A 24,551-nucleotide genomic window follows, 5' to 3' on the forward strand; every position below is an offset into this window, starting at 1 on the left:
CAAATCCATCGTCCCAGGAAGCTCACACCCGGGGGTGGTATTCACGCCGCCCACGCACGGAAAGAGGGTGATGGACATCTCACCCGGGCAGCACGGATCAGAAGCGAGCCGGCTCGCGGTAGACGCCCCACTCCTCGCGCAGTGCGTTGCAGATCTCGCCCAGGGTCGCCTCGGCGCGCACGGCCTCGAGCATGCTCGGGATCATGTTCTCGCCGGTGCGGGCCGTGGCCAGCATGGTCTCCAGGGTGGCCTGCACGCGGCCCAGGTCACGTCCCTCGCGACGCGAGGTGAGCAACGAGACCTGATCGCGCTCGACCTCGTGGCTGACGCGCAGGATCTCCAATTCGTGGCTGACCGACTCGGTGTGCACGTTGACGCCGACGATCTTCTTGTCGCCCTTCTCGAGGGAGACCTGATACTGGAAGGCCGCCTCGGCGATCTCGGACTGGAACCAGCCCTCCTCGATGCCGCGCAGGATGCCGCTGGTCATCGGTCCGATCGGGTGGTCGTAGGTGCCGTCCTCGTTCGGGGTGCGGTCCCGCTCGCCCATCCGCCTGATGGTCTCGAAGATCTTCTCGGCCTCGGCCTCGATCTTGTCGGTGAGCGCCTCCACATACCAGGAGCCGCCGAGCGGGTCGGCGACGTTGACGACGCCGGTCTCCTCCATCAGAACCTGCTGGGTGCGCAGCGCGACCTCGGCGGACTGCTCGGACGGCAGCGCGAGGGTCTCGTCGAGGGCGTTGGTGTGCAGGCTGTTGGTGCCGCCGAGCACACCGGCCAAGGCCTCGACGGCGGTGCGCACCACGTTGTTGAGCGGCTGCTGGGCGGTGAGGGAGACGCCCGCGGTCTGGGTGTGGAAGCGCAGCCACTGCGCCTTCTCGTCGGTGGCGCCGTAGGTGTCGCGCATCCAACGGGCCCAGATGCGGCGGGCGGCGCGGAACTTGGCGATCTCCTCGAAGAAGTCGAGGTGGGAGTCGAAGAAGAAGGACAGACCGGGGGCGAACTGGTTGACGTCCATGCCGCGGGACTGGCCCAGCTCGACGTAGCCAAAGCCGTCGGCAAGGGTGAAGGCCAGCTCCTGCGCGGCGGTCGACCCCGCCTCGCGGATGTGATACCCGGAGACCGACAGCGGCTTGTAGGCCGGGATGTTGGTGTTGGTGTACTCCATCAGGTCGCCGATCAGGCGCAGGTGCGGCTCCGGCGGGAAGAGCCACTCCTTCTGGGCGATGTACTCCTTGAAGATGTCCGTCTGCAGCGTGCCGTTGAGGGCGCCGAGGTCGACGCCCTGCCGCTCGGCCGCGACCAGATACATGCAGAAGACCGGCACGGCGGGCCCGCTGATCGTCATCGAGGTGGTGACGTCGGACAGCGTGATGTCGGAGAACAGGATGTCCATGTCGGAGGCGGAGTCGATGGCCACACCGCAGTGGCCGACCTCGCCCCGGCTCACCGCCTCGTCGGAGTCGCGGCCCATCAGCGTGGGCATGTCGAAGGCCACCGAGAGGCCACCGCCGCCGCGCGCCAGGATCATCTTGTAGCGCTCGTTGGTCTGCTGGGCGTTGCCGAAGCCGGCGAACTGCCGGATCGTCCAGGTGCGCCCGCGATAGCCCGTCGGGTAGAGGCCGCGGGTGAACGGGAAGACGCCCGGCCAGCTGATGCGCTCCATGCGCTCGTCGACGGCCTCGACCTCGGGGCTGGGCCCGTAGACGGGGTCGACCTCCATGCCGGAGAGGGTCGTGAAGTCCGCGTCCCGCACCTGACCCTTGGCGACCGCAGCCTCATAACGCTGCCGCCACCGGTCACGGCCGGAGGTCTGGGAGGAGTCTGGGACAACGCTGTCGGTCATACCTGCAGCGTACCGGTTGACGTCGCGTCAACTCCGAGTCGATCAGACCGTATGCCGAGGCGCACCGCGCGTGCTCTGCTGCGCCCTGGTCTTGTCCTGGGTGCGCACTCCCTGCTCATCGGCCGGGCCGCTGACGATCCGCTCGACGAGGTGGTAACCCAGCACCAGCGCGGCGAGCACGACCGTGACGTGGAGCAGGAAGGCCAGTGCGACGCCGGTGATGATGCCAGCCGCCCGGAAGCGCCCCCAGGAGAGGCCGAGCAGGGCCGGGACCACGACGGCTCCGGCCGCTCCCCCGAGCAGCTCCCACCACCAGCGGGTGTCGGCCCCGCCCATCCAGGGCAGGACGTTGATCAGGTCGAAGAAGTCGAGGGTGGCCAGGACGCCGAGCAGCAGCACCGCGCCGAGCACCCCGACCAGCAGCGCGCGGGGCAGAACCCGGCCCGCGTGCCAGATCGTGCTCAGGGTGACCGCGGACCACATCAGCCAGGCGCGCACCGTCCCCGTGCCCAGCCCGACCATCGCCTCGCGGAAGATGCGGTCAGCCTCGGGGCGGGCGAACGGCTGCCCATCGCGGTCGGTGTCCGGACCGAGGAAGGCACCGGGTCGGACCAGCGCGTCGTGCAGCACCGCCGCCGGCAGGAAGTCGCCACTCTTGGGCACCAACCAGGTGAACAGGGCGGGCACCGAGGCCAGGTCGGTCCGGAAATGCCGCAGGTCCGCGGGCACCACGAAGCACTCGGCGTAGTGGTCGCTCCGGAAGGCGATCTGGCGCAGCAGCGTGAAGTCGCGGCCGTCGATGCTGCGCAGCTCGAGGCGCAGTGGCCCGCCCTGCTCGGCGTCGAAGAACTCGCCCATGGCACCGCGGCCTAGCGCCGCACCATGCGCAGCTCGACCAGCCCGTCGTCCCGGTCAGTGGTCTGTGCACCGTCGAGGCGGAAGCTGTTGCGCTCGTAGAAGCGGATGGCCCGGTCATTGCCGTCCGCCACCCACAGGTAGGCGGGGCGGTCGGCCAGGACCCGGCTCAGCAGCTGCTGGGCCACCCCGGTGCCGAGGTGGTCGGAGACCACGTTGATCGCCCACAGCTGGGTGTCGGTCGGGGCGTCCTCGTCACGGGCCGGGCCGACGCTGATGAAGCCGACCAGTTCCCCGTCGTGCTCGGCGACCGCCACCTGCTCACCACGGGCGCTGTGTCCGTCGCGCAGGAGGTTGGGATTCTGATCGGCCTCCGCGACGCCCTCCTCCGGGCGCAACCGCCGTCCCCAGGTCTGCGCGAAGCGCTCCGGTGTCAAGGCGGCAAAGGCCTCCTCGTCCATCAGCCCGACATACGCTTCCTGCCACACCCGGCAGTGCACCGCGCCCAGCGCCTCGACGTCCTCCCCGCGGGGCGGACGGATCAGGTATGCCGACTCCTCCTCAGCCATGCGCCTAACCTACGACGGATCACCGACGGTGGCTACGGCTCCGCCCGCACCCCGACACCGGGCCCGTGATGGCCAGGACCGGGAAGCCCCGCCCGGGAGGCGCACCACCGGGTCACGGGCACGGAGACGACTTCTACCCACCGCCTGGCGAGACCCTGGGCAGGACCCGGGCACGGGGACGACTACTACCCACCACCGGGCGAGACCCTGGGCAGGACCCGGGCACGGGGACGACTACTACCCACCACCGGGCGAGACCCTGGGCAGGACCCGGGCACGGGGACGACTACTACCCACCACCGGGCGAGACCCTGGGCAGGACCCGGGCACGGGGACGACTTCTACCCACCACCTGGCGAGACCCTGGGTAGGACCCGGGCACGTGCCGGGCTGGCTGAACCGTTCAGAGGGGGCGACGACGCGTTCAGAGGGCGGCGACGACTCGGTCGGCGGCCGCGTAGGGGTCGGTGTCACCGGCGACGACCTGCTCGGCCGCCGTGGTGATGTCGTCCCCGCGTCCGAGGTCACCCATGCGCTCGCGCAGGTGCGCGACAGCGATCGCCTCGATCTCGGCACCCGCGCGGCGCACCCTGCGCTGGTGCAGCTCCCCGTCGGCCATCCAGTCGCGGTGCTTGTCGAGCGCCTCGAGCACCTCGTCCAGCCCCTCGTTCCGGTCGGCGACGGTCTTGAGCACCGGCGGACGCCACAGCCCGGGCTCGGTGCGGTCCCCCAGGCTGATCATGTGCCGGATCTCGCGGACGGTGTTGTCCGCGCCCTCCCGGTCTGCCTTGTTGACCACGAAGACGTCGCCGATCTCCAGGATGCCGGCCTTGGCTGCCTGCACACCGTCCCCCATACCGGGGGCCAGCAGCACCAGGGTGGTGTCGGCCAGACCGGCGACCTCCACCTCACTCTGTCCCACGCCGACGGTCTCGAGCAGGACGACGTCGCACCCGGCCGCGTCCAGCACGCGCAGGGCCTGTGGCGTGCTCCAGGACAGCCCGCCGAGATGGCCGCGGCTAGCCATGGAGCGGATGTAGACCTCGGGGTCGAGCACGTGGTCGGTCATCCGGATGCGGTCTCCGAGCAGCGCCCCGCCCGAGAACGGGGAGGACGGGTCCACGGCGAGCACCCCCACCCGTAGCCCACGGCCGCGGAGACCGCTGACCAGCATGGACGTGCTGGTGGACTTGCCGACGCCGGGGCTGCCGGTGAGCCCGATGATGTGGGCGTGCCCGGTGTGCGGCGCCAGGGCGGCCATCACCTCCCGCAGCGCGGGATGGTCGTTCTCGACGAGCGTGATGAGCCGGGCCACGGCTCGCGCCGACCCGGCTCTGGCCTGCTCGACCAGGCTGGAGACATCAACCTCACGCCGCGACATGGTCCTCCTGAACCCGTTCACCAACCGAGCCCCCACCGGGGCAGGACGTTCTCACCAGCGCCCCGACGGGGCGCGAGGGCTCAGGACCGGGCGGGCACGCGCACGATCAGGGCATCGCCCTGGCCGCCGCCACCGCACAGGGCCGCGGCTCCGGTGCCACCACCGCGCCGCTGGAGCTCCAGGGCGAGGGTCAGCACCAGGCGGGCGCCGGACATGCCGATGGGGTGGCCGAGCGCGATGGCGCCGCCGTTGGGGTTGACCCGCTCGGGGTCCAGGCCCAGCTCCTTGGTGGAGGCCAGGCCGACCGCGGCGAAGGCCTCATTGATCTCGACCACATCCAGGTCGGCCGGCTCGATGCCGCCCTTCTTGCACGCCGCGACGATCGCGTTGGCCGGCTGGCTCTGCAGGGTCGAGTCGGGGCCGGCGACGACCCCGTGCGCCCCGACCTCCGCCAGCCAGGTCAACCCCAGCTCCTGCGCCTTGGCCTTGCTCATCACGACGACGGCCGCGGCCCCGTCAGAGATCTGCGAGGCGCTGCCAGCGGTGATGGTGCCGTCCTTGGAGAACGCCGGCCGGAGCGCGCCGAGGGACTCGGTCGTGGTCTGTGCGCGGATGCCCTCGTCGGTGCGGAAGTCGACCGGGTCGCCCTTGCGCTGCGGGACCTGCACGGTGACGACCTCGTCCTCGAACTTGCCGTCCTCCCAGGCCTTCGCGGCCAGCTGGTGGCTGCGCGCTGAGAAGGCGTCCTGCTCCTCGCGGGTGAACGCCTTGTCGGCGACGTTGGCGTCCTCGGTCAGGTTGCCCATCGCCTGGTCGGTGAAGGCATCCCAGAGACCGTCATAGGCCATGTGGTCGCGCATCGTGACATCGCCGTACTTGAAGCCGGCGCGGCTCTTCTCCAGCAGGTGCGGGGCGTTGGTCATCGACTCCTGGCCGCCGGCGACGACGATGTCGAACTCACCGGCGCGGATCAACTGGTCGGCCAGGGCCACGGCGTCCAGCCCGGACAGGCAGACCTTGTTGATGGTCAGCGCGGGCACGTCCATCGGGATACCGCCCTTGACCGCGGCCTGGCGTGCCGGGATCTGGCCGGCACCGGCGGTCAGCACCTGGCCCATGATCACGTAGTCCACCTGGTCACCGGTCACGCCGGCCTTCTCCAGGGCTCCCTTGATGGCAAAGCCACCGAGGTCGGCCGCGGAGAAGTCCTTGAGGCCGCCGGACATCCGGCCCATCGGGGTGCGGGCGCCGGCGACGATGACCGAGACGTTCGCTTCCGGGGTGGTCTGCGGGGCGTCAGGTGTTGCGGTCATGGGGTCCTCCAACGACTTCGGTGATGAGCAGCAGTCCTGTCCCCATCCTACCGAGCAGCAGCGCCTGACCCGAACGGCCTAGCCACCGTGCACCAGGTGACCCCCGATCACCGTCGCCTCCACCGTCATCTCTCGCAGCACCCTGGCCTGCTCGGCCGCCCGGAGCGGTTCGGGAGCTGCCCCGGGCAGCCCGCCCTCGGCATACGGGTCCTGGTTGAGCAGCACCAGGTCCCCCGGTTCGCCGACGGTCAGCCGCCGACCGTCGACCGAGGCGGCGAGCGCCTCCCCGGGGGTGAGCGAGAGCTCCGGGTGCCACGCCGCGCCTCCGGCCGGCCCGCGCCACACCGCGGCGGCCATGGCCAGCCACGGGTCGAGGGGTGCGACCGGGGCGTCCGACCCCAGGGTGAGAGGGATGCCGGCCTCCAGGAGCGGGCGGTAGGCGAAGGCGTTGCGGGTGCGGTCGGGCCAGCAGTGCTCCGTGGCCGCGCGGTCGTCGATCAGGTGCGCCGGCTGGATGCTGGCCCGCACCGGCAGGCCCGCCCAGTGCGGCACGTCGCCGGGCGCCACGAGCTGGGCGTGCTCGACGGACCCCGTGGCTCCGGTGGCGCGAAAGACATCCAGGGCCTGCCGGACGGCACGGTCACCGATCGCGTGCAGCGCCGTCTCCAGGCCGTGCGCGTGGGCCGTGCCGACCAGCTGGGTCAGCTCGTCCTGGGTGAAGTTGGGCAGGCCGTGGGGGTCGGCGAGGTCCTCGGAGTCCGCGTAGGGGTCGCAGCACCAGGCGGTCCGGGTGTTGAGCGAGCCGTCCGAGATGATCTTGAGCGCACCCATCCGGGCCCACCCGTCGGTGCCGGGGAGCGGGTCGCCGGTCGCCCAACCACGCGCGGTGATCTCGCCCAGACGACTGGCATAGACGCCGGTACGCACCCGGAACGGCCCCCGTGCCGCCATCCGTGCCGGCCACAGGTCCCAGGCCGGGCTGAACTCCAGGTCCACGATGCCCACCACGCCCTGCGCCCGGGCGGCCGTGATCGCCTCCAGGACAGCGGCCTCCGCCTGATCCGCAGCTCCCGGCAAGGAGCCCAGCCGGTCATAGGCGTCGAACCACTCGTTCTCGGAGACCACGCCCTCCCGGGGTGGGCAGTCCAGCAGGCGCAGGGCCGAGGAGTTGAGCCACCCGTGGTGACCGTCGCCTGAGATCAGCACCACGGGCCGACGGGGGCTGACCGCGTCCAGGTCGGCCACGGTGGGCTGGCGGGCCCAGCCGGCGGTGCGGTGGCCCCAGCCGATCAGCGGAGCCGTCAGCGCGTGGTCGGGACCGGGTGACTCGGTCGTGTCCAGCGCGGCCCGCACTCGGTCCACGACCTGCTCCACGCCGTTGGTCCCGGAGACGTCGAGCCGGGAGCGCACCAGGGCCCACTGGACCATGTGGACGTGCTGGTCCCACAGGCCGGGCACCACCCAGCGCCCCTCCCCCCGCAGCTCGGGCACGCCCGCGTCGGGCAGGTCCGTCCCGACCGCGGCCACCTGGCCGCCCCGGATGAGTATGTCGAGTGGCTGGCTTCCCGAGGTCCCTCCGGGAGCGTCTCGGTCCAGTGGCACGGGACGCACCGCGCGCACCAACAGATCGGTCATGACTGCACGCTAAGGCCAGGCCCGCCCCGGATCACGCACCACCCCGCTGCGTGGCGCGGGCCGGGCTCGGCCGGCCCCTCCGCATACGAGCTGGTCGGTGCGGTGTGGGCAGGTCTGTCGCCGCCGATCGGTAGGCTCGGTGCATGACTGGCCTGCCCGACTCCGTGACCCCGCTGCTGCTCGCCATCGACCACGTGGGGATCGCCGTGCCCGATCTCGACGAGGCCATCGCCTTCCACCGGGACGTGCTCGGCCTCGTCGTGTTGCACGAGGAGACCAATGAGGAGCAGGGGGTGCGCGAGGCGATGGTCGGTGCCCCCGGGGCACCCGAGGGATCGGCACTGCTCCAACTGCTCGCGCCGCTGTCCCCCGAGTCGACGATCGCGAAGTTCATCGACCGTTCCGGGCCGGGCCTGCAGCAGCTCGCCTACCGGGTGGCGGATGTCGAGGCGGTCTCGGCGGTGCTGCGGGAGCGCGGGCTGCGGCTGCTCTTTGACGGCCCCCGGCGCGGCACCGGCGGCAGCAGGATCAACTTCGTCCACCCCAAGGACACCGGTGGCGTGCTGGTCGAGCTGGTCGAGCCGGCGGTCGGTTCCGGTGCGGCTGATGGTGGACCCACTCCTCATGGGTGATGATGGGCCGGTGAGCGAGGGAGAAGCCACAGCAGGCTCGGGGGACGCCGGTCGGTCGTCAGGGAGCACCGGTCGGGCTTCCGGGGGCGCCGGCCAGGCATCAGAGGAGACCGGTCAGGGCACGGGGGGCACTGGTCGGCGACGACTACGGCTGCCTTCCCTAGGGCGCGGCGACGACGGCGTGGGCGTGCGCGGGCGGGGCCGTGAGGCGGTGGAGAGCTGGCGCCGCTACCGCGAGACCCAGCTGAGCGAGCTGGCCGAGAGCAACCGGCTGCAGCGGGAGATGGTCGAGCGCCGACACCTCGCCCCACCCCCACAGACCACGCTGCCCGGGCTGGCCGGGACCGGGTCGGACCGGGCGGCCGCGGACGCGACGGGGGCGAGCACGACGACGGGAGCCAGCACGGCGGGGGCGAGCACGACGACGGGAGCCAGCACGGCGGGGGCGAGCACGACGACGGGGGCGAGTCAGACGGGGACGAGCACAACGGGGACGAGCGCAGAAGCTGGCGGGGCGACGACCGGGGAGGGCACCGGGAGGGCACCGGGAGCGCCCGGGGGCCCGCAGCCCGAGGAGCCGATCGTCGAGCGGCGACGCGAGATGATGATGGTGACCTCGCCGTTCATGTTCGGCTTCTTCGGCGCGCTCGGCGTCCTGGTGGCCTGGTGGCTCGCCCAGAACGTCTCCCAGCTCAGCTCGGTGATCACCTTCGTGGTGATCGCGATCTTCCTCACGCTGTCGCTGAACCCGATCGTGGAGAGCCTGACCCACCGCGGGATGAACCGGTCCAGCGGCGTCTTCACGGTCTTCGTCGGGCTGATCCTGGTGCTCGGCCTGTTCAGCTGGCTGGTCGTGCCGACCATCGTCTCGGAGACCTCGACGCTGATCGAGCGGGCGCCGCGCTATGTCGAGGACCTGGGCAACCAGGAGTGGGTGACGCGCCTGGATGCGGAGTATGACGTCAGCAGCCGCCTCGAGACCGAGTTCGAGAACCGCCTGCAGGACACCACGTTCATCTCGACCATCTTCGGGGGCGTGCTCGGCGCGGCCGGAGCGCTGGCCGGTGGCCTCATCGGCGCCTTCACGGCGCTGGTCCTGACCCTGTACTTCCTGGCCGCGCTGCCGACCGTCAAGGACGCCGCCTACAAGATCGTGCCGCTGAGCCGGCGGGCGCGGGTCATCGGGCTCGCCGAGGAGATCATGCGCCGGGTGGGTGGCTATGCCCTGGGTCAGGTCGCGGTGGCGACCATCAACGGCACCTGCTCGTGGATCATGATGCAGCTGCTCGGCGTGCCCTACGCGATTGTGCTGGCCGTCCTCGTCGGGATGCTGGGGCTGATCCCCCTGGTCGGTGCCACCCTCGGCGCGGTCATCGTGGCCCTGGTGGCCCTGAGCCAGGGCTGGGTCATCGCCCTGGTCGTCTGCATCTACTACCTCGTCTACCAGCAGTTCGAGAACTACGTGATCGTGCCGCGCATCATGGCGCGGACCGTCTCGGTGCCCGGAGCGGTCACTGTGGTCGCGGTGCTGGCCGGGGGCACCCTGATGGGCGTGCTCGGCGCGCTCGTGGCGATCCCCGTCGCGGCGGGCATGCTGCTGCTCTACAACGAGGTCGTCGTCCCCCGCCAGAACCGCCTCTGACCCATTTTTGGGGAAGTTCGGACCGCTTCAAGCCCATTTCTGGGGAGGATCGGACCGCACGCATCCACCGGGAGGTGGTCCAGACCTCCCCAAAATCATGCCGGGCGTGTTCCAAACCTCCCCAAGAATGGGTCAGGCGACGGGGACCCAGCGGGACAGCTCGACGAGCGCGATGTGCCGCGCCTGCGGTGTGCCGGTCAGCGCGACGATCCCCCAGCCGTTCCTCAGGTGGACCGTCAGCATCGTGGGATGCGACGGATCCGGCGTCCCGACTCCGCTGATCTCCTCGTAGGGCAGATGCTTGGGGCCCCGCAGGGCGCGCGTGTACCGCAGGCCGTCGGGGGCGACGGTCAGGGTGCCGCGCACGGCATACTGCGCGAGCGCGAGCCACGGCAGGCCCGAGCGCACGACCGAGATCTGCCGGGTCGGGATCGTGGCAACCGGCCCCTGCGGCCCGGGCACCACCGTCGGCTCCGGAGTCGGTTGGCGGTGATAGCGCAGGATGAAGAACCCGACCCCGGCGATGAAGGCCCCCACGGCCACGAGGATGCCCACCACCAGCAGGACCAGGGCGGTGTCACTCATGCCCAGGCCTCCCCCGGTCGGCGACGGTCACGAGCGTTCCAGCAGGTGGTGTGCCAGTGTCGCCGGTTCTCCACGCCGTGCATCCCCGCGGTGGGCCAGGCGACGGTATGCGGAGTGGTCGCCGGCAGTTCCTGGAGGCACCCCGGGCACAGGTAGGCGCGGCCGGAGTCGTTGCCCCCGACCTGCCGCGCCGCCCACGCCTGGCCGCCGAACTCCACCTCGTCCAGGACCGGCCGACGCTCGACCGGTGGGCCGTTGCGCCGCGGCTGGACCCGCCCGCCGCGCCGCTTCCGGTTGGACCGGCCCACAGGATCACCGTCCGGTGAGGAACGGCTCGTCCAGCAGGACGTGCTCCACCAGCAGGGGTGAGGGCGCCAGGTGCGTCTGGAACCCGGCGGTGCCGGTGTAGAGCTCCTCGGCCACGGCGAGCACCTCGTCGGCGCCGAGCCGGTCGATCATCGCGAACGGTCCGACCGGGTAACCCAGGCCGAACTGGAGCGCGGTGTCGATGTCCTCGGCACTGGCATAACCCTCGTCGAGCATCCGGACGCAGTCGTTGAGGTGGGTGACCAGCAGGGCGTCGACCACCAGGCCGGTGCGGTCCTTGCAGACGACCGGCGAGGCGTCGATCGCGGTGATCGCCGAGCGCACGGTGGCGAGGGTCTCCTCGGACGTCGTGATGGTGCGCCCGGCCTCGATGACCTGGCCGTTGGGGGTCGGGGCGTGCACCCGCAGCACCACGGTGTCCTCGGGGCGGCCGCTGATGGCCGCGAGCGCGACGGCGGAGTAGGTGTTGACGGTGGCCAGGATCGTGCCCGGCGCGGTGATCTCGCCGAGCTCGGCGAACAGGTGGTCCACGTCGCGCAGGGACTCGGCCGCCTCCTCCTCGACGTTCTCGTCCTGGGCCTCGATGACCAGCCCCACCGAGGCCAGCCCGGAGAGGTCGTCGGAGGGGTCGGCCAGGTGCGTGACGGCATACCCGCCCTCCTGGAACCGACCCACCAGCTCCTCGGCGAGGGCCCCCGCGCCGAGGACGGCGACCGACTGCAGGTCCCGCCCGGCCGCGGCTGTGGGAGTGAGCTCATCGTCGACGACCTGCCCGCTGCCGGGCTTGGCGAAGGTGTAGAAGCCCTGCCCGCTCTTGCGGCCGAGGCGCCCGGCCAACACCATGCGCTCGAGCATCGTGCTGGGGGCGTGCTCCTGGCTGCGGCTGTGGCCGTAGATCACGTCCGAGATGTGATGCAGGACGTCGAGCCCGACCAGGTCGCCCAGGGTCAGCGGCCCCATCGGCAGACCGATGCCGACGCGCACCGCGGTGTCCAGGTCCTCGCGGCTGACGTGGCCGGTCTCATACATCCGCAGGGCGGCGCTGAAGTAGCCGTAGAGCAGGTAGTTGGCCACGAACCCGGCACGGTCGCCGATCACGACCGGCTTCTTGCCCATCGTCTCCGACAGTGCGCGCACCGTCTCGGTGGTCTCCGGGGCGGTCAGCGGGGTGGTGATGACCTCCACCAGTTTCAGGATCGGGGCCGGGTTGAAGAAGTGCATGCCGATGATCCGGCCAGGCACCTTGGCCGGCGCGGCGATCTCGGTGATGGACAGGCTGGAGGTGTTGGTCGCCACGATCGCGTCATCGGCCAGCACGTCCTCGAGCTTGCCGATCACCTCGTGCTTGAGGTCCATGATCTCCGGCACCGCCTCGACCACCAGGTCGGCGGGGGCCAGGTCGGCATAGTCGGTCGTGATGGTGATCCGGCCCAGGATCTCGGACTGCCCCGCCTCGTCCAGCTTGCCCTTGGCCACCGCGCGGTCGGTGGAGGCCTGCAGGATCCCCCGGCCTCGCTCGGCATACTCCTGGCTGCTCTCCACCCCGATCACGGTGAGCCCGCCCCGGGCGAACACCTCCACGATGCCGGCACCCATGGTGCCCAGTCCGATCACTCCGATGGTTCCGATCTCACGTGCCATGCCCCGATCCTCTCACCCGACGCTTAGGGTGTGGCACGTGCGTGTTGTGATCGCCCGGTGCAGCGTTGACTACGAAGGGGCCCTGCAGGCCCACCTCCCCCTGGCCACCCGTCTGTTGATGGTCAAGGCCGACGGATCGGTCCTGATCCACTCCGACGGGGGGTCCTACAAGCCGTTGAACTGGATGGCTCCGCCCTGTCGGATGGCCGAGCTGGAGCCCGATGAGGAGGAGCAGGAGCAGGGGGTCGAGTCGATTTGGCTGGTGCAGCACGCCAAGCGCGAGGACCACCTGCGGATCCGTCTGCACGAGGTGATCTCGGACTCCTCGCACGACCTGGGGATCGACCCCGGTCTGGTCAAGGACGGGGTCGAGGCACAGCTGCAGGCGCTGCTGGCCGAGCACATCGCCACCCTCGGTGAGGGCTACACCCTGTTGCGTCGGGAGTACGCCACCGCCATCGGACCGGTCGACATTCTGTGCAAGGACAGCGCGGGCGCGACCGTCGCCGTGGAGATCAAACGGCGGGGCGACATCGACGGGGTGGAGCAGCTGACCCGCTACCTCGAGCTGCTCAACCGCGACCCGCACCTGGCCCCGGTGCAGGGAGTCTTCGCCGCCCAGGTGATCAAGCCGCAGGCGCGGGTGCTGGCCACCGACCGCGGCATCCGCTGCGTGACGCTGGACTATGAGGCTCTCCGCGGGCAGGACGACACGACCTCGCGCCTCTTCTGACCCATTCTTGGGGAGGTTTGGAACGCCCTGTGCGCATTTTTGGGGAGGATCGGATCGTCCGGTCGGGGCACAATCACCCCATGACCCGCCGCGCCGCGATCGCCGCCCCCAACTCCTCGGCCACCCAGGCGGGGGTGCACGCCCTGGGCAGCGGGGGCAACGCGATCGATGCGGCCATCGCCGCCATGATCACGGCCACGGCGACCGAGCCGGGCATCGTCAGCCCGCTGGGCGGGTGCTTCATCAACGTGTGGCCGATGGACGGCAGCCCGGTGGTGGTGGACGGCAATGTGGAGATGCCTGGACGCGGCGCCGCCCCGGAGCGCTTCGGCGCGGGGCTGATCGAGTGCGTGACGACCTATGGCGGCGGGCTGACCACCCACGCCGGGCCCGGGTCGGTCGCGATCCCTGGCATGTTCGCGGGGATGGGTCTGGCGCACGAGCGGTTCGGCGCCGCGCCGTGGAGCGAGCTGTTGGAAACGGCGGCGACGATCGTGGCCGACGGCTTCCAGCTCAGCCACACGGCCGCCTCCTACTTCGAGCTCGTGGCCCACACGATCTTTGCCTGGGACCAGGACACCCGGCGGCTCTACACCGACGACGGCCGGGCGTGGCAGCCCGGCCACCTGATCCGGGACGACAACCTGGTGGCCACCCTGCGCCAGATCGGTGAGGAGGGCGCGGGCAGCGTCTACACCGGCGACCTGGCGGCCCGGATCGTGGCTGATCTGAGCGAGCGCGGCGGCCTGATCACCGCCCGGGACCTGGCGGCCTACCGTCCCGCGGTGCGCACCCCGTTGCGGACCAGCCTGGGCGGCTGGGACCTGGCGTGCAACCCGCCACCGGCCATCGGCGGACCGGTGCTGACGGCGATGCTGCGACTCATCGGCGACGTCACCGGGCCGGTCTCCCCCGGGCACGCCGCGCGGGTGATGAAGGACGTCCTGGACCTGCGCCTGCACCGGGTCGACATCGCCGACGACCTGGAGGCTGCCGGGCACGAGCTGCTGCAGACGATCGCCTCGATGGGCGCGGTCGGGCTGCCGACGTCCCCGGACACCGCCCATGTGTCGGTGGTCGACAGCGACGGCACCGCCTGCGCCATCACGGCCTCGGCCGGCTACGGCTCCGGCATGTACGTCGCCGGGACCGGCCTGCTCGGCAACAACGCCCTGGGCGAGCCCGAGCTGAACCGCCGCGGCCTGCACGCGCTGGCACCCGGCACGCGGATGGCCTCCAACATGTCCCCCACGACGGCGCGGCACCCGGACGGGACCGTGCTGTCGGTCGGCACGCCGGGCGCGGACCGCATCACCACGGCGCTGCTTCAGGTGCTGCTCCACTTCTGCCTGCACGGCGAGACGCTGCAGTATGCCGTGGACGCACCTCGGTTGCACGTGCGCCACCTGGACGACGGGACAGTCCGCATCGACCACGAGGAGTCGGACACCCTGCGCGGGGCCCTCACTGATCTGCGGACGGCCGGGTCGGAGGCTGTAGTGCCGCTGCATGCGCACGCGCCGCACGCGATGTACTTCGGCGGGGTGGGTGCCGCTCTGCGGACCGCCGACGGTGAGCTCACCGCGGTGTCGGATCCGCGTCGCGACGCGGCCACCGTGGTGGGCTGACGTCGCAGGCGGGGGTCAGCGAGGCTGACCAGGGGGTCAGCGAGGCTGCCCGGGGATCGAGGACATGGCGGCAATGCTCGCCCCGGCCTGCAGGCGTGGCGGACCGGCGACGTGCAGGCCCTCCACACGGGCCAGCACGAGGTGCAGTCGGGTGATGCGCATGAGTCGCTCCAGCCGCTCGGAGGCCTCGGCGATGACGAGGCGGCGGTTCTGGCGGCGGGCCCGCTGGTGCAACCCGACGAGCACCCCCAGCCCCGTGGCGTCGGCCACCTCGGCCTCCCGCAGGTGCAGCACCAGGTCACCCTCGCCCGCAGCGAGGATGCGTTGCAGCTGTGCACGCAGCTCAGGCACGGTGCTCACCCCGAGCTGTCCCCGAATGGTTGCTTCACGCCCCGGCGAGTCCACGAACAACTCGATGCCCGGCCCGGTCCAAGCCACTGCAGTCATTCCGGCCTCCGCCCACGTGCCCCTGAGTGTCCGACAACGCTCGGTGAGTGTTGTCGGACAGTGTCTAACCAGGTAACGCCATGGAACCAGGATTGGTTGCCCGGAACTTGGTCACAGTTTCGTAAATTCTCAGCCTCGCGCTTGTAGCACTCGGTCCACGTGGCGTCAATCCTTCGGGGCTGAGCCACCGCGCTGCTTGACCGGCTGCTCCGCACGACCGCCACCGGGCTGCCACAGAACGTCACCGCCCGCCTCGAGGTTGGCGACGCGCGCCAGGATGAACAACAGGTCCGAGAGCCGGTTCAGGTACTTGGCGGTGAGCAGGCTGACTCCCCCGACGCCGCGCTCCGCGTCCTCGGCCGCGGGCTGGTCACCGTGGGTCTCCACCGCCGCCCAGGCCGACCGCTCGGCACGCCGGACCACCGTGCGGGCCACGTGCAGGTGGGCTGAGCCCGGCGTTCCTCCGGGAAGGATGAACGACCGGAGCTTCTCCAGCTCCTCGTTGTAGCGGTCGCAGTCGGCCTCCAGCTCATCGATCCACGCGGCCTCGACCCGCAGAGGCGGGTACTCATAGGACGCGCGCAACGGGGCGCAGAGGTCTGCACCCACATCGAAGAGGTCATTCTGGATGCGGACCAGGGTGTCCTGGACGTCCTGGCGCAGCCCTCCGGCTGCCACCGCCACACCGATGGCGGAGTTGGCCTCGTCCGTATCGGCATAGGCCACCAGGCGCGGGTCGTTCTTGCTCGTGCGGCTGAAGTCGCCCAGAGCCGTGGTGCCGTCGTCGCCGGTGCGGGTGTAGATCCGATTGAGGATGACCATAGCGGCATCCTCTCAGGCGACGTTGGCGTTCCAGCCCGGGGGCACCGACTCCAGCCAGGAGCGCAGTGCCGTGTAGTGCTCCAGCCCGAGCGCGAGCTCGAACCGGTCCTGTCCGTAGGTGCACGGCACCGCCAGCACCGGTCCGGTGAGCCAGGAGAACGCCGCCGGGTCCTGCGACCGGGCGATCCCGAACTCGAGACCGGCGCGCTGCCACCGGTGCACGGGGGAACGGAACGGACCGCCCCGACCGTAGTGGTCGAGACGGCCCGAGTGGTAGGTCAGTTGCCCACGGCGCCAGTCTGCGGACTCGTCCGCGCGGAAGGCGCACGGGAAGCTGTGGTGACTGCCGGCATACCGAGAGAACAGAAAGAACCCGGCGGCCATCACCAGGACAGCCGCCACCATCGCGAGCACGATGAGGAGGATGCCACCGGTGTCCATGGTCAGCTCAGGCGGTCAGACCGGAAGCATCCACCTGGGCGGCGACGATCGTCACCCGGTCGTGGTCGACGGACAGGAAGCCCGAGTCGATGGTCACGCTCTGGTGGCCGCTCTCTCCGTCGAAGCTGACGTCACCGGCGACCAGCACACCCAGCAGCGGGGAGTGCCCGGGCATGATGCCGAGGTCACCGTCCGTGCTGCGCGCGCGCACGAAACTAGCCTCGCCCTTCCAGACCATCCGGTCGGCGGCGACGAGCTCAACCTGCAGTGCACTCACGTGCTGTGTCCTCTCGGTGATGACGTGTTGTCCAGTCTAGTCCAGTGGTGATCCGGAACGGGCGGCGGCCGCAGCCGCCGCCCGTCCGTGGACCCATCGGTCAGTGGTGCCCGATCAGCTGTTCTTCTCGAGCTCTGCGGCCTGACGCTCGACGTCATCGAGGCCACCGCACATGAAGAAGGCCTGCTCCGGGACGTGGTCGTACTCGCCGTCGGCGACCTTGGTGAAGGCCTCGATCGTGTCCGCCAGCGGCACCGTTGAGCCCTCGAGGCCGGTGAACTGCTTGGCCACGTAGGTGTTCTGCGACAGGAACCGCTGGATGCGACGGGCGCGCCCGACGAGGATCTTGTCCTCCTCGGAGAGCTCGTCGATGCCGAGGATCGCGATGATGTCCTGCAGCTCCTTGTAGCGCTGCAGGATCGACTTGATCCGGACCGCGGTGTCGTAGTGGTCCTGGCTGATGTAGCGCGGGTCCAGGATCCGGCTGGTCGAGGTCAGCGGGTCCACGGCCGGGTAGATACCCATCGAAGCGATCGGGCGGGAGAGCTCGGTGGTCGCGTCCAGGTGGGCGAAGGTCGTCGCCGGGGCCGGGTCGGTGTAGTCGTCGGCCGGCACGTAGATCGCCTGCATCGAGGTGATCGAGTGACCGCGCGTCGAGGTGATCCGCTCCTGCAGCACGCCCATCTCGTCCGCCAGGGTCGGCTGGTAACCCACGGCCGAGGGCATGCGGCCCAGCAGCGTGGAGACCTCGGAGCCGGCCTGGGTGAAGCGGAAGATGTTGTCGATGAACAGCAGCACGTCCTGCTTCTGCACGTCGCGGAAGTACTCCGCCATCGTCAGGGCGGACAGCGCCACGCGCAGGCGGGTGCCCGGCGGCTCGTCCATCTGGCCGAAGACGAGGGCGGTCTGGCCGAGCACGCCGGCCTCCTCCATCTCGACGATCAGGTCGTTGCCCTCACGGGTGCGCTCGCCGACACCGGCGAACACCGACACACCACCGTGGTCGCGGGCGACCCGGGCGATCATCTCCTGGATCAGCACGGTCTTGCCGACACCGGCACCACCGAACAGACCGATCTTGCCACCCTGGACGTAGGGGGTCAGCAGGTCGATGACCTTGATGCCGGTCTCGAACATCTGGGTCTTGGACTCCAGCTGGTCGAAGGCCGGTGCCTTGCGGTGGATGCCCCAACGCTCGGTGATCTCGAGGGTCTCGCCCTCGGGCAGGTCGAGGACGTCACCGGTGGCGTTGAAGACGTGACCGAGGGTCACGTCGCCGACCGGGACGGTGATCGGGCCGCCCGTGTCGCGCACCTGCGCGCCACGGACCAGACCATCGGTCGGCTGCAGCGAGATCGCGCGGACCATGCTGTCGCCGATGTCGAGGGCGACCTCAAGGTTCAGCGTGGTGGTCTCGCCGTTCAGCTCGACCTCGGTCTGCAGGAGGTTGTACATCTGGGGGATCTGCCCCGGGGGGAACTCGATGTCGACGACGGGGCCGATGATGCGGGCCAGACGACCGACGCCGCCCTGACCCTGCTGGGTGTCCGTCTCGTTCACGGTTGCAGTCATGGTGGAGTGCTTCCTTCTCACTTGGCGTCGGCGAGGGCGCTGGCGCCGCCCACGATTTCGCTGATCTCTTGGGTGATCTCGGCCTGGCGTGCCTGGTTGGCCAGCCGGGTGTAGGTCTTGAGGAGCTCGTCGGCGTTGTCGGTCGCCGACTTCATCGCCCGCTGCCGCGCAGCCAGCTCGGAGGCCGCTGCCTGCAGGAGCGCGTTGTAGATCCGGGAGGTGACGTACTGCGGGAGCAGCGCGTCCAGCACCTCGGAGCTGTCCGGCTCGAACTCATAGAGCGGGAAGAGCTCCTCCTCGCTGGCCTTCTCCTCGGCGTCCACGACCTCCAGGGGCAGCAGGCGCACGACCTGCACCTCCTGGGTGACCATGTTGATGAACTGGGTGTAGACGATGTGGATCTCGTCCACCCCGCCGTCCTCGGAACCCCTGATGAAGTCCGCGGTCAGCCGGTCACCGATCTCCTTGGCCACCTCGTAGGTCGGCTTGTCCGTGAAACCGGTCCAGGACTCCTCGAAGGCCCGCTGCCGGAACCGGAAGTAGCCCTCCGCCTTGCGCCCGGTGAGGTAGGGGACGACCTCGCGACCCTCGTCCTGCAGGAGCTCGCGCAGCGCCTCGCTCCGCTTGAGGACGTTCGCCGAGTAGGCGCCGGCCAGGCCACGGTCGCTGGTGATGACCAGCATCCCGGCCTTGGCGGGGTTCTCCCGCTCGAGCGTGAGCGGGTGGTCGACGTCGGAGAAGGTGGCCACGGCGGAGACGGCGCGGGTGATCGCGCGGGCGTAGGGCGTGGTCTGCACCACGCGCTCGCGGGCCTTGGACACGCGGGAGGTGGCAATCAGCTCCATCGCCCGGGTGATCTTCTTCATCGACTGGACGGACCGGCTTTTCTGGCGGTAGATCCGCTGCTGGGCTCCCATGCCTCGCCTCTCTTGTCAGCCGTACGGGTGGTGGTTTGGTCGTGCCTGCCGCGCGACCGGTGAGCGGTCGCGCGGCGGGCGGTCAGCGCTTCTGGCGCTGGATCTGCTCCTGGTTGACGTCCTCGACCTCGAGCGCGTCACGGTTCTCGTCGTCCTCGTCACTGCCGGGCTGGATGCCGCCACCCTCGGAGGCCCGGAACTGCTCCTTGAACGCCTTCATGCTGTCGTCCAGAGCGGCCAGGGTGTCATCGCCGAGCTTGCCGGTCTCCCGGATGCCGGCGAGCATGTCGCTCTTCTCGCGGCGCAGGTAGTCGACGAACTCGCGCTCGAAGCGGCGGATGTCCGCGACGGCGACGGTGTCGAGCTCACCGGTGGTGCCGGCCCAGATGATGGCGACCTGCTCCTCCACGGGGATCGGCGAGGACTGCGGCTGCTTGAGCAGCTCGACCATGCGGGCACCGCGCTCCAGCTGGGCCCGCGAGGCGGCGTCCAGGTCGGAGGCGAACATCGCGAAGGCCTCCATCTCACGGAACTGCGCCAGGTCGACCTTGAGTCGTCCGGAGACGCTCTTCATGGCCTTGACCTGGGCGGCACCGCCGACCCGGGACACCGAGACACCCACGTCGATCGCGGGGCGGACGTCGGAGTTGAACAGGTCGGCCTGCAGGTAGATCTGGCCGTCGGTGATGGAGATGACGTTGGTCGGGATGTAGGCCGACACGTCACCGGCCTTGGTCTCGATGATCGGCAGACCGGTCATCGAGCCCGCGCCCATGTCGTCGGAGAGCTTGGCGCAACGCTCGAGCAACCGGCTGTGCAGGTAGAAGACGTCACCGGGGTAGGCCTCGCGGCCCGGCGGGCGACGCAGCAGCAGCGAGACGGCGCGGTAGGCCTCGGCCTGCTTGGACAGGTCGTCGAAGACGATGAGGACGTGCTTGCCCTGGTACATCCAGTGCTGGCCGATCGCCGAGCCGGTGTAGGGGGCGAGGTACTTGAAGCCGGCCGGGTCCGAGGCCGGGGCCGCGACGATGGTGGTGTAGTCCATCGCGCCGCCCTCCTCGAGGGTGCTGCGGACCGACGCGATGGTTGAGCCCTTCTGACCGATCGCGACGTAGACGCACATGACCTGCTTGTCCGGGTCGCCGGACTCCCAGTTCTGCTTCTGGTTGAGGATCGTGTCGATGGCGACGGTGGTCTTGCCGGTCTGGCGGTCACCGATGATCAGTTGACGCTGGCCGCGGCCGACGGGGATCATCGCGTCGATGGCCTTGATGCCGGTCTGCAGGGGCTCGTGCACCGACTTGCGCTGCATGACGCCGGGAGCCTGCAGCTCCAGAACGCGGCGGCCCTCGGCCTCGATGTCGCCGAGACCGTCGATCGGGTTGCCCAGCGGGTCAACGACGCGGCCCAGGTAGCCGTCGCCGACGGGGACGGAGAGCACCTCGCCGGTGCGCTTGACCTGCTGGCCCTCGTCGATGCCGGCGAACTCACCGAGCACGACGACACCGATGTCGTGGACATCGAGGTTCATGGCCAGGCCCAGCGTGCCGTCCTCGAACTCGAGCAGCTCGTTGGCCATGGCCGAGGGCAGCCCCTCGACGTGGGCGATGCCGTCACCGGCGTCGGCCACGCGCCCGACCTCCTCAGTGGTCGCGGCGTTCGGCTCATAGGACTGGACGAAGTTGTCCAGTGCGTCCCGGATCTCGTCCGGACGGATCGTGAGCTCCGTCATCATCTTCTCCTCGTATGCGGCCCGGTCCGGGCCCGTGCGGGTGGGTCAGGGGGGTGCGGGGTCAGCTGATCATCCTGCGGCGCGCCTCGTCGAGGCGGCTCAGGACGGTGCCGTCGATGACCTCGTCACCGATGGCGACACGGATGCCACCGACCACCGTGGGGTCGACGACCTCGTTGATGCGCACCGAGCGGCCATACTGCTGGCCGAGTGCTTGGGTGAGTCGTTCGCGCTGCTGCCCGGAGAGCCGCACCGCAGTGGTGATCGTGGCGGTCAGTTGCTCCTGCCGCCGCGCCGCGATCGAGAGGTAGCCCTCGACCGCGTGGTCGAACCGGGTGCTCCGGTGGGTGGCGGCCAGCTCAGCAAGCCGGATCGTCTCCGGGGCGCTGCGACCGTCAAGCAGGCGGTGCACGACCTGGGCCTTGGACTCCACCGGGGCGCGTCGGTCGGTCAGCGCCGAGCGGAGCTCGGCGGTGCCGTCCACGATGCGCCCGAAGCGGAACAGCTCGTCCTCGACCTGGGTGAGCCGGCCGTTGGCCTCGGCCTGAGCCAGGATCGACTCCACACCGAAGGCCTCCAGCGTGGCGGTCAGGTCGCTCTCGGACGCCCAGCGCTGGGCAGCGACGGTCGCGGCGATCTGCTGCGCGGGCTCGCTGACCTTGCCACCGAACAGGCGGTTGGCCAGCTCGGCCTTCTCGCCACCCTCACGGGACGGGTCGGCCAGCGCGCGCCGGAGCACGGCGTTGCCGGCCACCAGGTCGGCGACCTGGAGCAGCTCCTCGCCCAGGGCGCCGCGGTCGGAGGCCTGGTCGAGCACCTGCGAGAGGACCTCGCGGGAGCCGGCGAGAGCCGATCGTGACGCGCCCTGCATCAGTTGCCCTGCCCCTCAGCGCCGGCGGAGCCGTCGGACGGTGAGCCGACGACCTCGGGACGGACGTTGCCCGCCTCGAGCTCGGCCAGGAACCGGTCGACGATGCCACTCTGACGGGTCTGGTCCTCGAGGGACTCCCCGACGATCTTGCTGGCCAGGTCGGTCGAGAGCTTGCCCACGTCGCTGCGGAGGGAGACCACGGCCTGCTGGCGCTCGGCCTCGATCTGCTTGGTCGCGGACTCGGTGATGCGGTTGGCCTCGGCCTGCGCCTGCTCACGCATCTCGGCGATGATCGACGCGCCCTGCTCCTTGGCCTCCTCGCGGATGCGAGCTGCCTCGTCGCGAGCCTCGGCGAGCTGCGCCTTGTACTCGCGCAGCGCCGCCTCGGCCTCTTCCTGGGCCTTCTCGGCCTGCTGCATGCCGCCCTCGATCGCGGCGGTGCGCTCGGCATACGCCTTCTCCAGGTTGGGCACGACGTACTTGGCCACAACCCAGTACAGGATGCCGAAGGCCACCAGCCCGAAGATGAGCTCGGGGAGGTAGGGCAGGATCGGCAGAGCCGTGGCCTCGGGGTCGTCGGACCCGGCGGCCGTGACCACCGGGACGGCGGTCAGGGTGCTAGCGGTCAGCTGCACGATGGTCTCCTCTGGGACGGTGTCACCTCAACGAGGCAACACCATGTCGAATCTGGTGGGTTCTGGAGAGCCAGCCGTCAAAGACGGATGAAGAAGAGCACCAGGGCGAAGATCGCGAGCGCCTCGGCGAGCGCGAAGCCCAGGATGGCGATCGGCTGGAGGATCTTCTGGGCCTCCGGCTGGCGCGCGACGCCGTTGATGTAGGCGGCGAAGATCAGACCCACGCCGATGGCCGGGCCGATGGCAGCGAGGCCGTAGCCGAGCAGTGTGATGTCACCAGTCACGTCAGTTCTCTTTCTGTGTGTTGTCCCGGGCGACTGTCAGCCGCTCGGTGGCAATGAGCTATTTAGTTGTTGGTCAGTGCTCGTCGACCAGGGCGCCGCCGATGTAGGAGGCGGCCAGGAGGACGAAGACGTAGGCCTGCAGGAACTGGACCAGGGCCTCGAAGACGGTCATCGCGAAGGCCATGATCCAGGCCGGCAGCGAGACGACGCTCAGGAGCCCACCCTGCAGGAAGAGCTCCCAGCCGCCGATGATGAAGACGACGAGCAGGAGGTGGCCAGCAAACATGTTGCCGAAGAGTCGCAATGCCAGCGTGAGCGGGCGGGTCACGAAGAAGGTCAGCATCTCCAGGGCCAGGATGGCCGGCTTGATCCAGCCGGGCAGGCCCGAGGGGAGCATGAACTTGAAGTAGCCGATCGCGCCGTGCTTCTTGACGCCGATCCAGTGGTAGACGACGTAGACCAGCAGCGTGAGGGCGATGGGGAAGCCGATGCGGCCCATCGTGGGCATCTGCACCGGCGGGATGATGCCCATCCAGTTGTTGAACAGGATCAGCACGAACATCGTGAACAGGAAGGGCACGAATGGCAGGAAGTCGCGGCTGCCGATCATGTCACGGGCGATGCCGTTGCGCACGAAGTTGTAGACGGCCTCGGTGCCGGCCTGGCCCTTGCTGGGCACGATGGCGGCCTTGCGGGTGGTCGCGACCAGCCACCAGGACAGCAGCCCGACGGTGAGCGCCAGGATCACCATGGGGCGGGTGATCGCCAGCGTCATCTCGGAGCCGAACAGGTCGACGGTGCCGAACTTCACCAGCGGCTGCCAGAACAGCGAGGGGTCCGGGGGGAAGTGGCTCTCGTCCTCGGCCATAGGCAGCAGCATCGCCGCGGTCGGGCTCACAGGTTCTCCTCAGTCGTGCTCGGGCAGGTGGTCGTGCTCAGGTGGTCTGGAGACGCGCCACATCGCGGCAGCAGCAGCCAGCTCGCGGGGGGCGTCATGACGTACCGTACCGGTTCCAGATGACGTACATGGACAGGGTCATCCCCGCCAGCAGCCCGATGACGATGAAGAACGTCAGGTCGAGCCAACGGTCGAGGAGGAGGCCGGCGCCGCCGAACAGCAGCGGACCGGCGAGCAGATAGGCGATCACATCGGTGGCGATGTTGGTCTGCGCTGCATGCCCCGGAGTGTGCTCGGGCTCGGTCGAGCGCTCGGGCTGCTCGGTCATCGGTGGGCTCCCGCCGTTGGCTCGCGACATCATCGCACCTCGCGGGCGGTGGAGTCACCTTCGTCACCGAAGACCAGCTGGCGGGACCCGGTGTAGCCCACGACGGTGCCGACCTGGAAGGCCATGCCTGCTGCCAGGAAGCCGATCCCGAGCGGGAGCATGTCGATCCAGCCGACGCGGGAGAGCAGATAGAGCACGGCGAAGCCGACGATGATCTGGAGGCCGAGGAGGGCGAACGCCCCGGCCATCGTGGCGTAGGCGGGTCCGGCCACGACGCCGGTGATGCCGACCAGCCCGGCCAGGAAGATGCTGACTCCGATGCCGCCGCCGAGGAGCGCGGAGTGCCCGGCCCACTCGTCCCAGACGGCCCAGGCGATGACGCCGGCCAGCAGGGCCACGACCAGTCCGGGCAGGAGGGAGAAGGTCACCATCCGACGCCGCACGGAGCCGGGCACACGCCGGGGGCGTGGCTTGGGGCTGCGAGTGCGGGGCATCGGCTTCCTCACTGATTGGAGCGGGGGTCGGTGCTGTCGGAGTTGT

General features: G+C 70.0%; 26 protein-coding genes. 4 read left to right on the forward strand and 22 right to left on the reverse strand.

Features of this window, described 5'->3' with window-relative positions; translation table 11 throughout:
* Positions 1-97 precede the first annotated feature (97 nt).
* From DPQ65_RS09475 to DPQ65_RS09500, 6 genes are all read right to left on the reverse strand, one after another.
* Entirely contained in the window at positions 98-1,846 is a 1,749-nt protein-coding gene (locus DPQ65_RS09475; protein WP_114907112.1) for a coenzyme B12-dependent isobutyryl-CoA mutase large subunit, read from the reverse strand.
* A 42-nt stretch (positions 1,847-1,888) separates the two neighbouring features.
* Positions 1,889-2,704, reverse strand: a complete 816-nt coding sequence (locus DPQ65_RS09480; RefSeq protein ID WP_114907113.1) for a DUF1353 domain-containing protein — start codon at positions 2,702-2,704, stop codon at positions 1,889-1,891.
* Positions 2,705-2,715: 11 nt separating this feature from the next.
* A complete protein-coding gene (locus tag DPQ65_RS09485) occupies positions 2,716-3,270 on the reverse strand; it encodes a GNAT family N-acetyltransferase (protein WP_114907114.1) in 555 nt (184 codons plus the stop codon).
* Between the two features lie 424 nt (positions 3,271-3,694).
* Entirely contained in the window at positions 3,695-4,651 is a 957-nt protein-coding gene (gene meaB / locus DPQ65_RS09490) for a methylmalonyl Co-A mutase-associated GTPase MeaB (RefSeq protein WP_114907115.1), read from the reverse strand.
* A gap of 80 nt (positions 4,652-4,731) precedes the next feature.
* A complete protein-coding gene (locus DPQ65_RS09495) occupies positions 4,732-5,964 on the reverse strand; it encodes an acetyl-CoA C-acetyltransferase (RefSeq protein WP_114907116.1) in 1,233 nt (410 codons plus the stop codon).
* A 78-nt stretch (positions 5,965-6,042) separates the two neighbouring features.
* Positions 6,043-7,599, reverse strand: coding sequence for an amidohydrolase (locus tag DPQ65_RS09500; protein WP_114907117.1), 1,557 nt, complete (start codon positions 7,597-7,599; stop codon positions 6,043-6,045).
* A gap of 143 nt (positions 7,600-7,742) precedes the next feature.
* Between DPQ65_RS09500 and mce the strand changes: the two genes are divergently transcribed.
* Positions 7,743-8,231, forward strand: a complete 489-nt coding sequence (gene mce, locus DPQ65_RS09505; RefSeq protein ID WP_114907118.1) for a methylmalonyl-CoA epimerase — start codon at positions 7,743-7,745, stop codon at positions 8,229-8,231.
* A gap of 187 nt (positions 8,232-8,418) precedes the next feature.
* The gene (locus DPQ65_RS09510) at positions 8,419-9,873 is read left to right on the forward strand and encodes an AI-2E family transporter (RefSeq protein ID WP_238146769.1); all 1,455 of its coding nucleotides are present in this window, start codon (positions 8,419-8,421) and stop codon (positions 9,871-9,873) included.
* Positions 9,874-10,005: 132 nt separating this feature from the next.
* On the opposite strand, the gene DPQ65_RS09515 is transcribed toward DPQ65_RS09510, so the two are convergent.
* The 3 genes from DPQ65_RS09515 to DPQ65_RS09525 are packed head-to-tail and all read right to left on the reverse strand — an operon-like array spanning position 10,006 to position 12,426.
* Positions 10,006-10,458 carry a hypothetical protein gene (locus tag DPQ65_RS09515; protein ID WP_114907119.1) on the reverse strand — a complete coding sequence of 151 codons (453 nt, stop codon included), beginning with the start codon at positions 10,456-10,458 and terminating at the stop codon, positions 10,006-10,008.
* On the reverse strand, positions 10,455-10,766 hold the full coding sequence (locus DPQ65_RS09520) for a hypothetical protein (protein ID WP_202863070.1): 312 nt from the start codon (positions 10,764-10,766) through the stop codon (positions 10,455-10,457). The genes DPQ65_RS09515 and DPQ65_RS09520 overlap by 4 nt, the downstream gene beginning before the upstream one ends.
* A 4-nt stretch (positions 10,767-10,770) precedes the next feature.
* Positions 10,771-12,426, reverse strand: a complete 1,656-nt coding sequence (locus tag DPQ65_RS09525) for a 3-hydroxyacyl-CoA dehydrogenase family protein (RefSeq protein WP_114907120.1) — start codon at positions 12,424-12,426, stop codon at positions 10,771-10,773.
* Positions 12,427-12,463: 37 nt separating this feature from the next.
* On the opposite strand from DPQ65_RS09525, the gene nucS reads away from it, so the two are divergent.
* Entirely contained in the window at positions 12,464-13,159 is a 696-nt protein-coding gene (nucS, locus tag DPQ65_RS09530; protein WP_114907121.1) for an endonuclease NucS, read from the forward strand.
* Positions 13,160-13,239: 80 nt separating this feature from the next.
* Positions 13,240-14,787, forward strand: coding sequence for a gamma-glutamyltransferase (locus tag DPQ65_RS09535; protein ID WP_114907122.1), 1,548 nt, complete (start codon positions 13,240-13,242; stop codon positions 14,785-14,787).
* A gap of 36 nt (positions 14,788-14,823) precedes the next feature.
* Here the strand turns inward: DPQ65_RS09535 and DPQ65_RS09540 are convergent, their stop codons facing one another.
* The 13 genes from DPQ65_RS09540 to DPQ65_RS09600 all read right to left on the reverse strand — a co-directional run bounded on the left by DPQ65_RS09540 (position 14,824) and on the right by DPQ65_RS09600 (position 24,505).
* Positions 14,824-15,234: an STAS domain-containing protein gene (locus DPQ65_RS09540; protein WP_114907123.1), complete on the reverse strand. Its 411-nt coding sequence runs from the start codon at positions 15,232-15,234 to the stop codon at positions 14,824-14,826.
* Positions 15,235-15,399: 165 nt separating this feature from the next.
* Positions 15,400-16,056 carry a cob(I)yrinic acid a,c-diamide adenosyltransferase gene (locus DPQ65_RS09545; protein WP_114907124.1) on the reverse strand — a complete coding sequence of 219 codons (657 nt, stop codon included), beginning with the start codon at positions 16,054-16,056 and terminating at the stop codon, positions 15,400-15,402.
* A gap of 12 nt (positions 16,057-16,068) precedes the next feature.
* Positions 16,069-16,497, reverse strand: a complete 429-nt coding sequence (locus tag DPQ65_RS09550; RefSeq protein WP_114907125.1) for a DUF2550 family protein — start codon at positions 16,495-16,497, stop codon at positions 16,069-16,071.
* 7 nt (positions 16,498-16,504) lie between these two features.
* A complete protein-coding gene (locus DPQ65_RS09555; RefSeq protein WP_114907126.1) occupies positions 16,505-16,774 on the reverse strand; it encodes a F0F1 ATP synthase subunit epsilon in 270 nt (89 codons plus the stop codon).
* 114 nt (positions 16,775-16,888) lie between these two features.
* Positions 16,889-18,346, reverse strand: coding sequence for a F0F1 ATP synthase subunit beta (atpD, locus tag DPQ65_RS09560; protein ID WP_114907127.1), 1,458 nt, complete (start codon positions 18,344-18,346; stop codon positions 16,889-16,891).
* Positions 18,347-18,363: 17 nt separating this feature from the next.
* On the reverse strand, positions 18,364-19,263 hold the full coding sequence (locus DPQ65_RS09565; protein WP_114907128.1) for a F0F1 ATP synthase subunit gamma: 900 nt from the start codon (positions 19,261-19,263) through the stop codon (positions 18,364-18,366).
* Between the two features lie 82 nt (positions 19,264-19,345).
* Positions 19,346-20,995, reverse strand: a complete 1,650-nt coding sequence (gene atpA / locus DPQ65_RS09570) for a F0F1 ATP synthase subunit alpha (RefSeq protein WP_114907129.1) — start codon at positions 20,993-20,995, stop codon at positions 19,346-19,348.
* A 61-nt stretch (positions 20,996-21,056) separates the two neighbouring features.
* Positions 21,057-21,866, reverse strand: a complete 810-nt coding sequence (locus DPQ65_RS09575) for a F0F1 ATP synthase subunit delta (protein ID WP_114907130.1) — start codon at positions 21,864-21,866, stop codon at positions 21,057-21,059.
* The gene (locus DPQ65_RS09580; RefSeq protein ID WP_420330084.1) at positions 21,866-22,501 is read right to left on the reverse strand and encodes a F0F1 ATP synthase subunit B; all 636 of its coding nucleotides are present in this window, start codon (positions 22,499-22,501) and stop codon (positions 21,866-21,868) included. Before DPQ65_RS09580 ends, DPQ65_RS09575 begins: the two co-directional genes overlap by 1 nt.
* A 77-nt stretch (positions 22,502-22,578) precedes the next feature.
* Positions 22,579-22,785, reverse strand: coding sequence for an ATP synthase F0 subunit C (gene atpE / locus DPQ65_RS09585; protein ID WP_109473824.1), 207 nt, complete (start codon positions 22,783-22,785; stop codon positions 22,579-22,581).
* A gap of 73 nt (positions 22,786-22,858) precedes the next feature.
* Complete coding sequence (atpB, locus tag DPQ65_RS09590) at positions 22,859-23,683, reverse strand: F0F1 ATP synthase subunit A (RefSeq protein ID WP_238146770.1); 825 nt, start codon at positions 23,681-23,683, stop codon at positions 22,859-22,861.
* A 94-nt stretch (positions 23,684-23,777) separates the two neighbouring features.
* Positions 23,778-24,011 (reverse strand): hypothetical protein, encoded by a 234-nt coding sequence (locus tag DPQ65_RS09595; RefSeq protein WP_162802143.1) that lies wholly within the window; start codon positions 24,009-24,011, stop codon positions 23,778-23,780.
* A 29-nt stretch (positions 24,012-24,040) separates the two neighbouring features.
* Positions 24,041-24,505 carry a hypothetical protein gene (locus tag DPQ65_RS09600; RefSeq protein WP_162802144.1) on the reverse strand — a complete coding sequence of 155 codons (465 nt, stop codon included), beginning with the start codon at positions 24,503-24,505 and terminating at the stop codon, positions 24,041-24,043.
* Positions 24,506-24,551: the final 46 nt, after the last annotated feature.

It is taken from the genome of Ornithinimicrobium murale (assembly GCF_003352835.1).
In the GTDB taxonomy this organism is placed as follows: domain Bacteria; phylum Actinomycetota; class Actinomycetes; order Actinomycetales; family Dermatophilaceae; genus Ornithinicoccus; species Ornithinicoccus muralis.

Excerpts from the sequence above, each read along its gene's own strand:
- DPQ65_RS09475 (WP_114907112.1), bottom strand. The coding sequence starts at position 1,846 with ATGACCGACAGCGTTGTCCCAGACTCCTCCCAGACCTCCGGCCGTGAC.
- DPQ65_RS09480 (WP_114907113.1), bottom strand. The coding sequence starts at position 2,704 with ATGGGCGAGTTCTTCGACGCCGAGCAGGGCGGGCCACTGCGCCTCGAG.
- DPQ65_RS09485 (WP_114907114.1), bottom strand. The coding sequence starts at position 3,270 with ATGGCTGAGGAGGAGTCGGCATACCTGATCCGTCCGCCCCGCGGGGAG.
- meaB (WP_114907115.1), bottom strand. The coding sequence starts at position 4,651 with ATGTCGCGGCGTGAGGTTGATGTCTCCAGCCTGGTCGAGCAGGCCAGA.
- DPQ65_RS09495 (WP_114907116.1), bottom strand. The coding sequence starts at position 5,964 with ATGACCGCAACACCTGACGCCCCGCAGACCACCCCGGAAGCGAACGTC.
- DPQ65_RS09500 (WP_114907117.1), bottom strand. The coding sequence starts at position 7,599 with ATGACCGATCTGTTGGTGCGCGCGGTGCGTCCCGTGCCACTGGACCGA.
- mce (WP_114907118.1), top strand. The coding sequence starts at position 7,743 with ATGACTGGCCTGCCCGACTCCGTGACCCCGCTGCTGCTCGCCATCGAC.
- DPQ65_RS09515 (WP_114907119.1), bottom strand. The coding sequence starts at position 10,458 with ATGAGTGACACCGCCCTGGTCCTGCTGGTGGTGGGCATCCTCGTGGCC.
- DPQ65_RS09525 (WP_114907120.1), bottom strand. The coding sequence starts at position 12,426 with ATGGCACGTGAGATCGGAACCATCGGAGTGATCGGACTGGGCACCATG.
- DPQ65_RS09535 (WP_114907122.1), top strand. The coding sequence starts at position 13,240 with ATGACCCGCCGCGCCGCGATCGCCGCCCCCAACTCCTCGGCCACCCAG.
- DPQ65_RS09540 (WP_114907123.1), bottom strand. The coding sequence starts at position 15,234 with ATGACTGCAGTGGCTTGGACCGGGCCGGGCATCGAGTTGTTCGTGGAC.
- DPQ65_RS09545 (WP_114907124.1), bottom strand. The coding sequence starts at position 16,056 with ATGGTCATCCTCAATCGGATCTACACCCGCACCGGCGACGACGGCACC.
- DPQ65_RS09550 (WP_114907125.1), bottom strand. The coding sequence starts at position 16,497 with ATGGACACCGGTGGCATCCTCCTCATCGTGCTCGCGATGGTGGCGGCT.
- atpD (WP_114907127.1), bottom strand. The coding sequence starts at position 18,346 with ATGACTGCAACCGTGAACGAGACGGACACCCAGCAGGGTCAGGGCGGC.
- DPQ65_RS09565 (WP_114907128.1), bottom strand. The coding sequence starts at position 19,263 with ATGGGAGCCCAGCAGCGGATCTACCGCCAGAAAAGCCGGTCCGTCCAG.
- atpA (WP_114907129.1), bottom strand. The coding sequence starts at position 20,995 with ATGACGGAGCTCACGATCCGTCCGGACGAGATCCGGGACGCACTGGAC.
- DPQ65_RS09575 (WP_114907130.1), bottom strand. The coding sequence starts at position 21,866 with ATGCAGGGCGCGTCACGATCGGCTCTCGCCGGCTCCCGCGAGGTCCTC.
- DPQ65_RS09595 (WP_162802143.1), bottom strand. The coding sequence starts at position 24,011 with ATGACCGAGCAGCCCGAGCGCTCGACCGAGCCCGAGCACACTCCGGGG.
- DPQ65_RS09600 (WP_162802144.1), bottom strand. The coding sequence starts at position 24,505 with ATGCCCCGCACTCGCAGCCCCAAGCCACGCCCCCGGCGTGTGCCCGGC.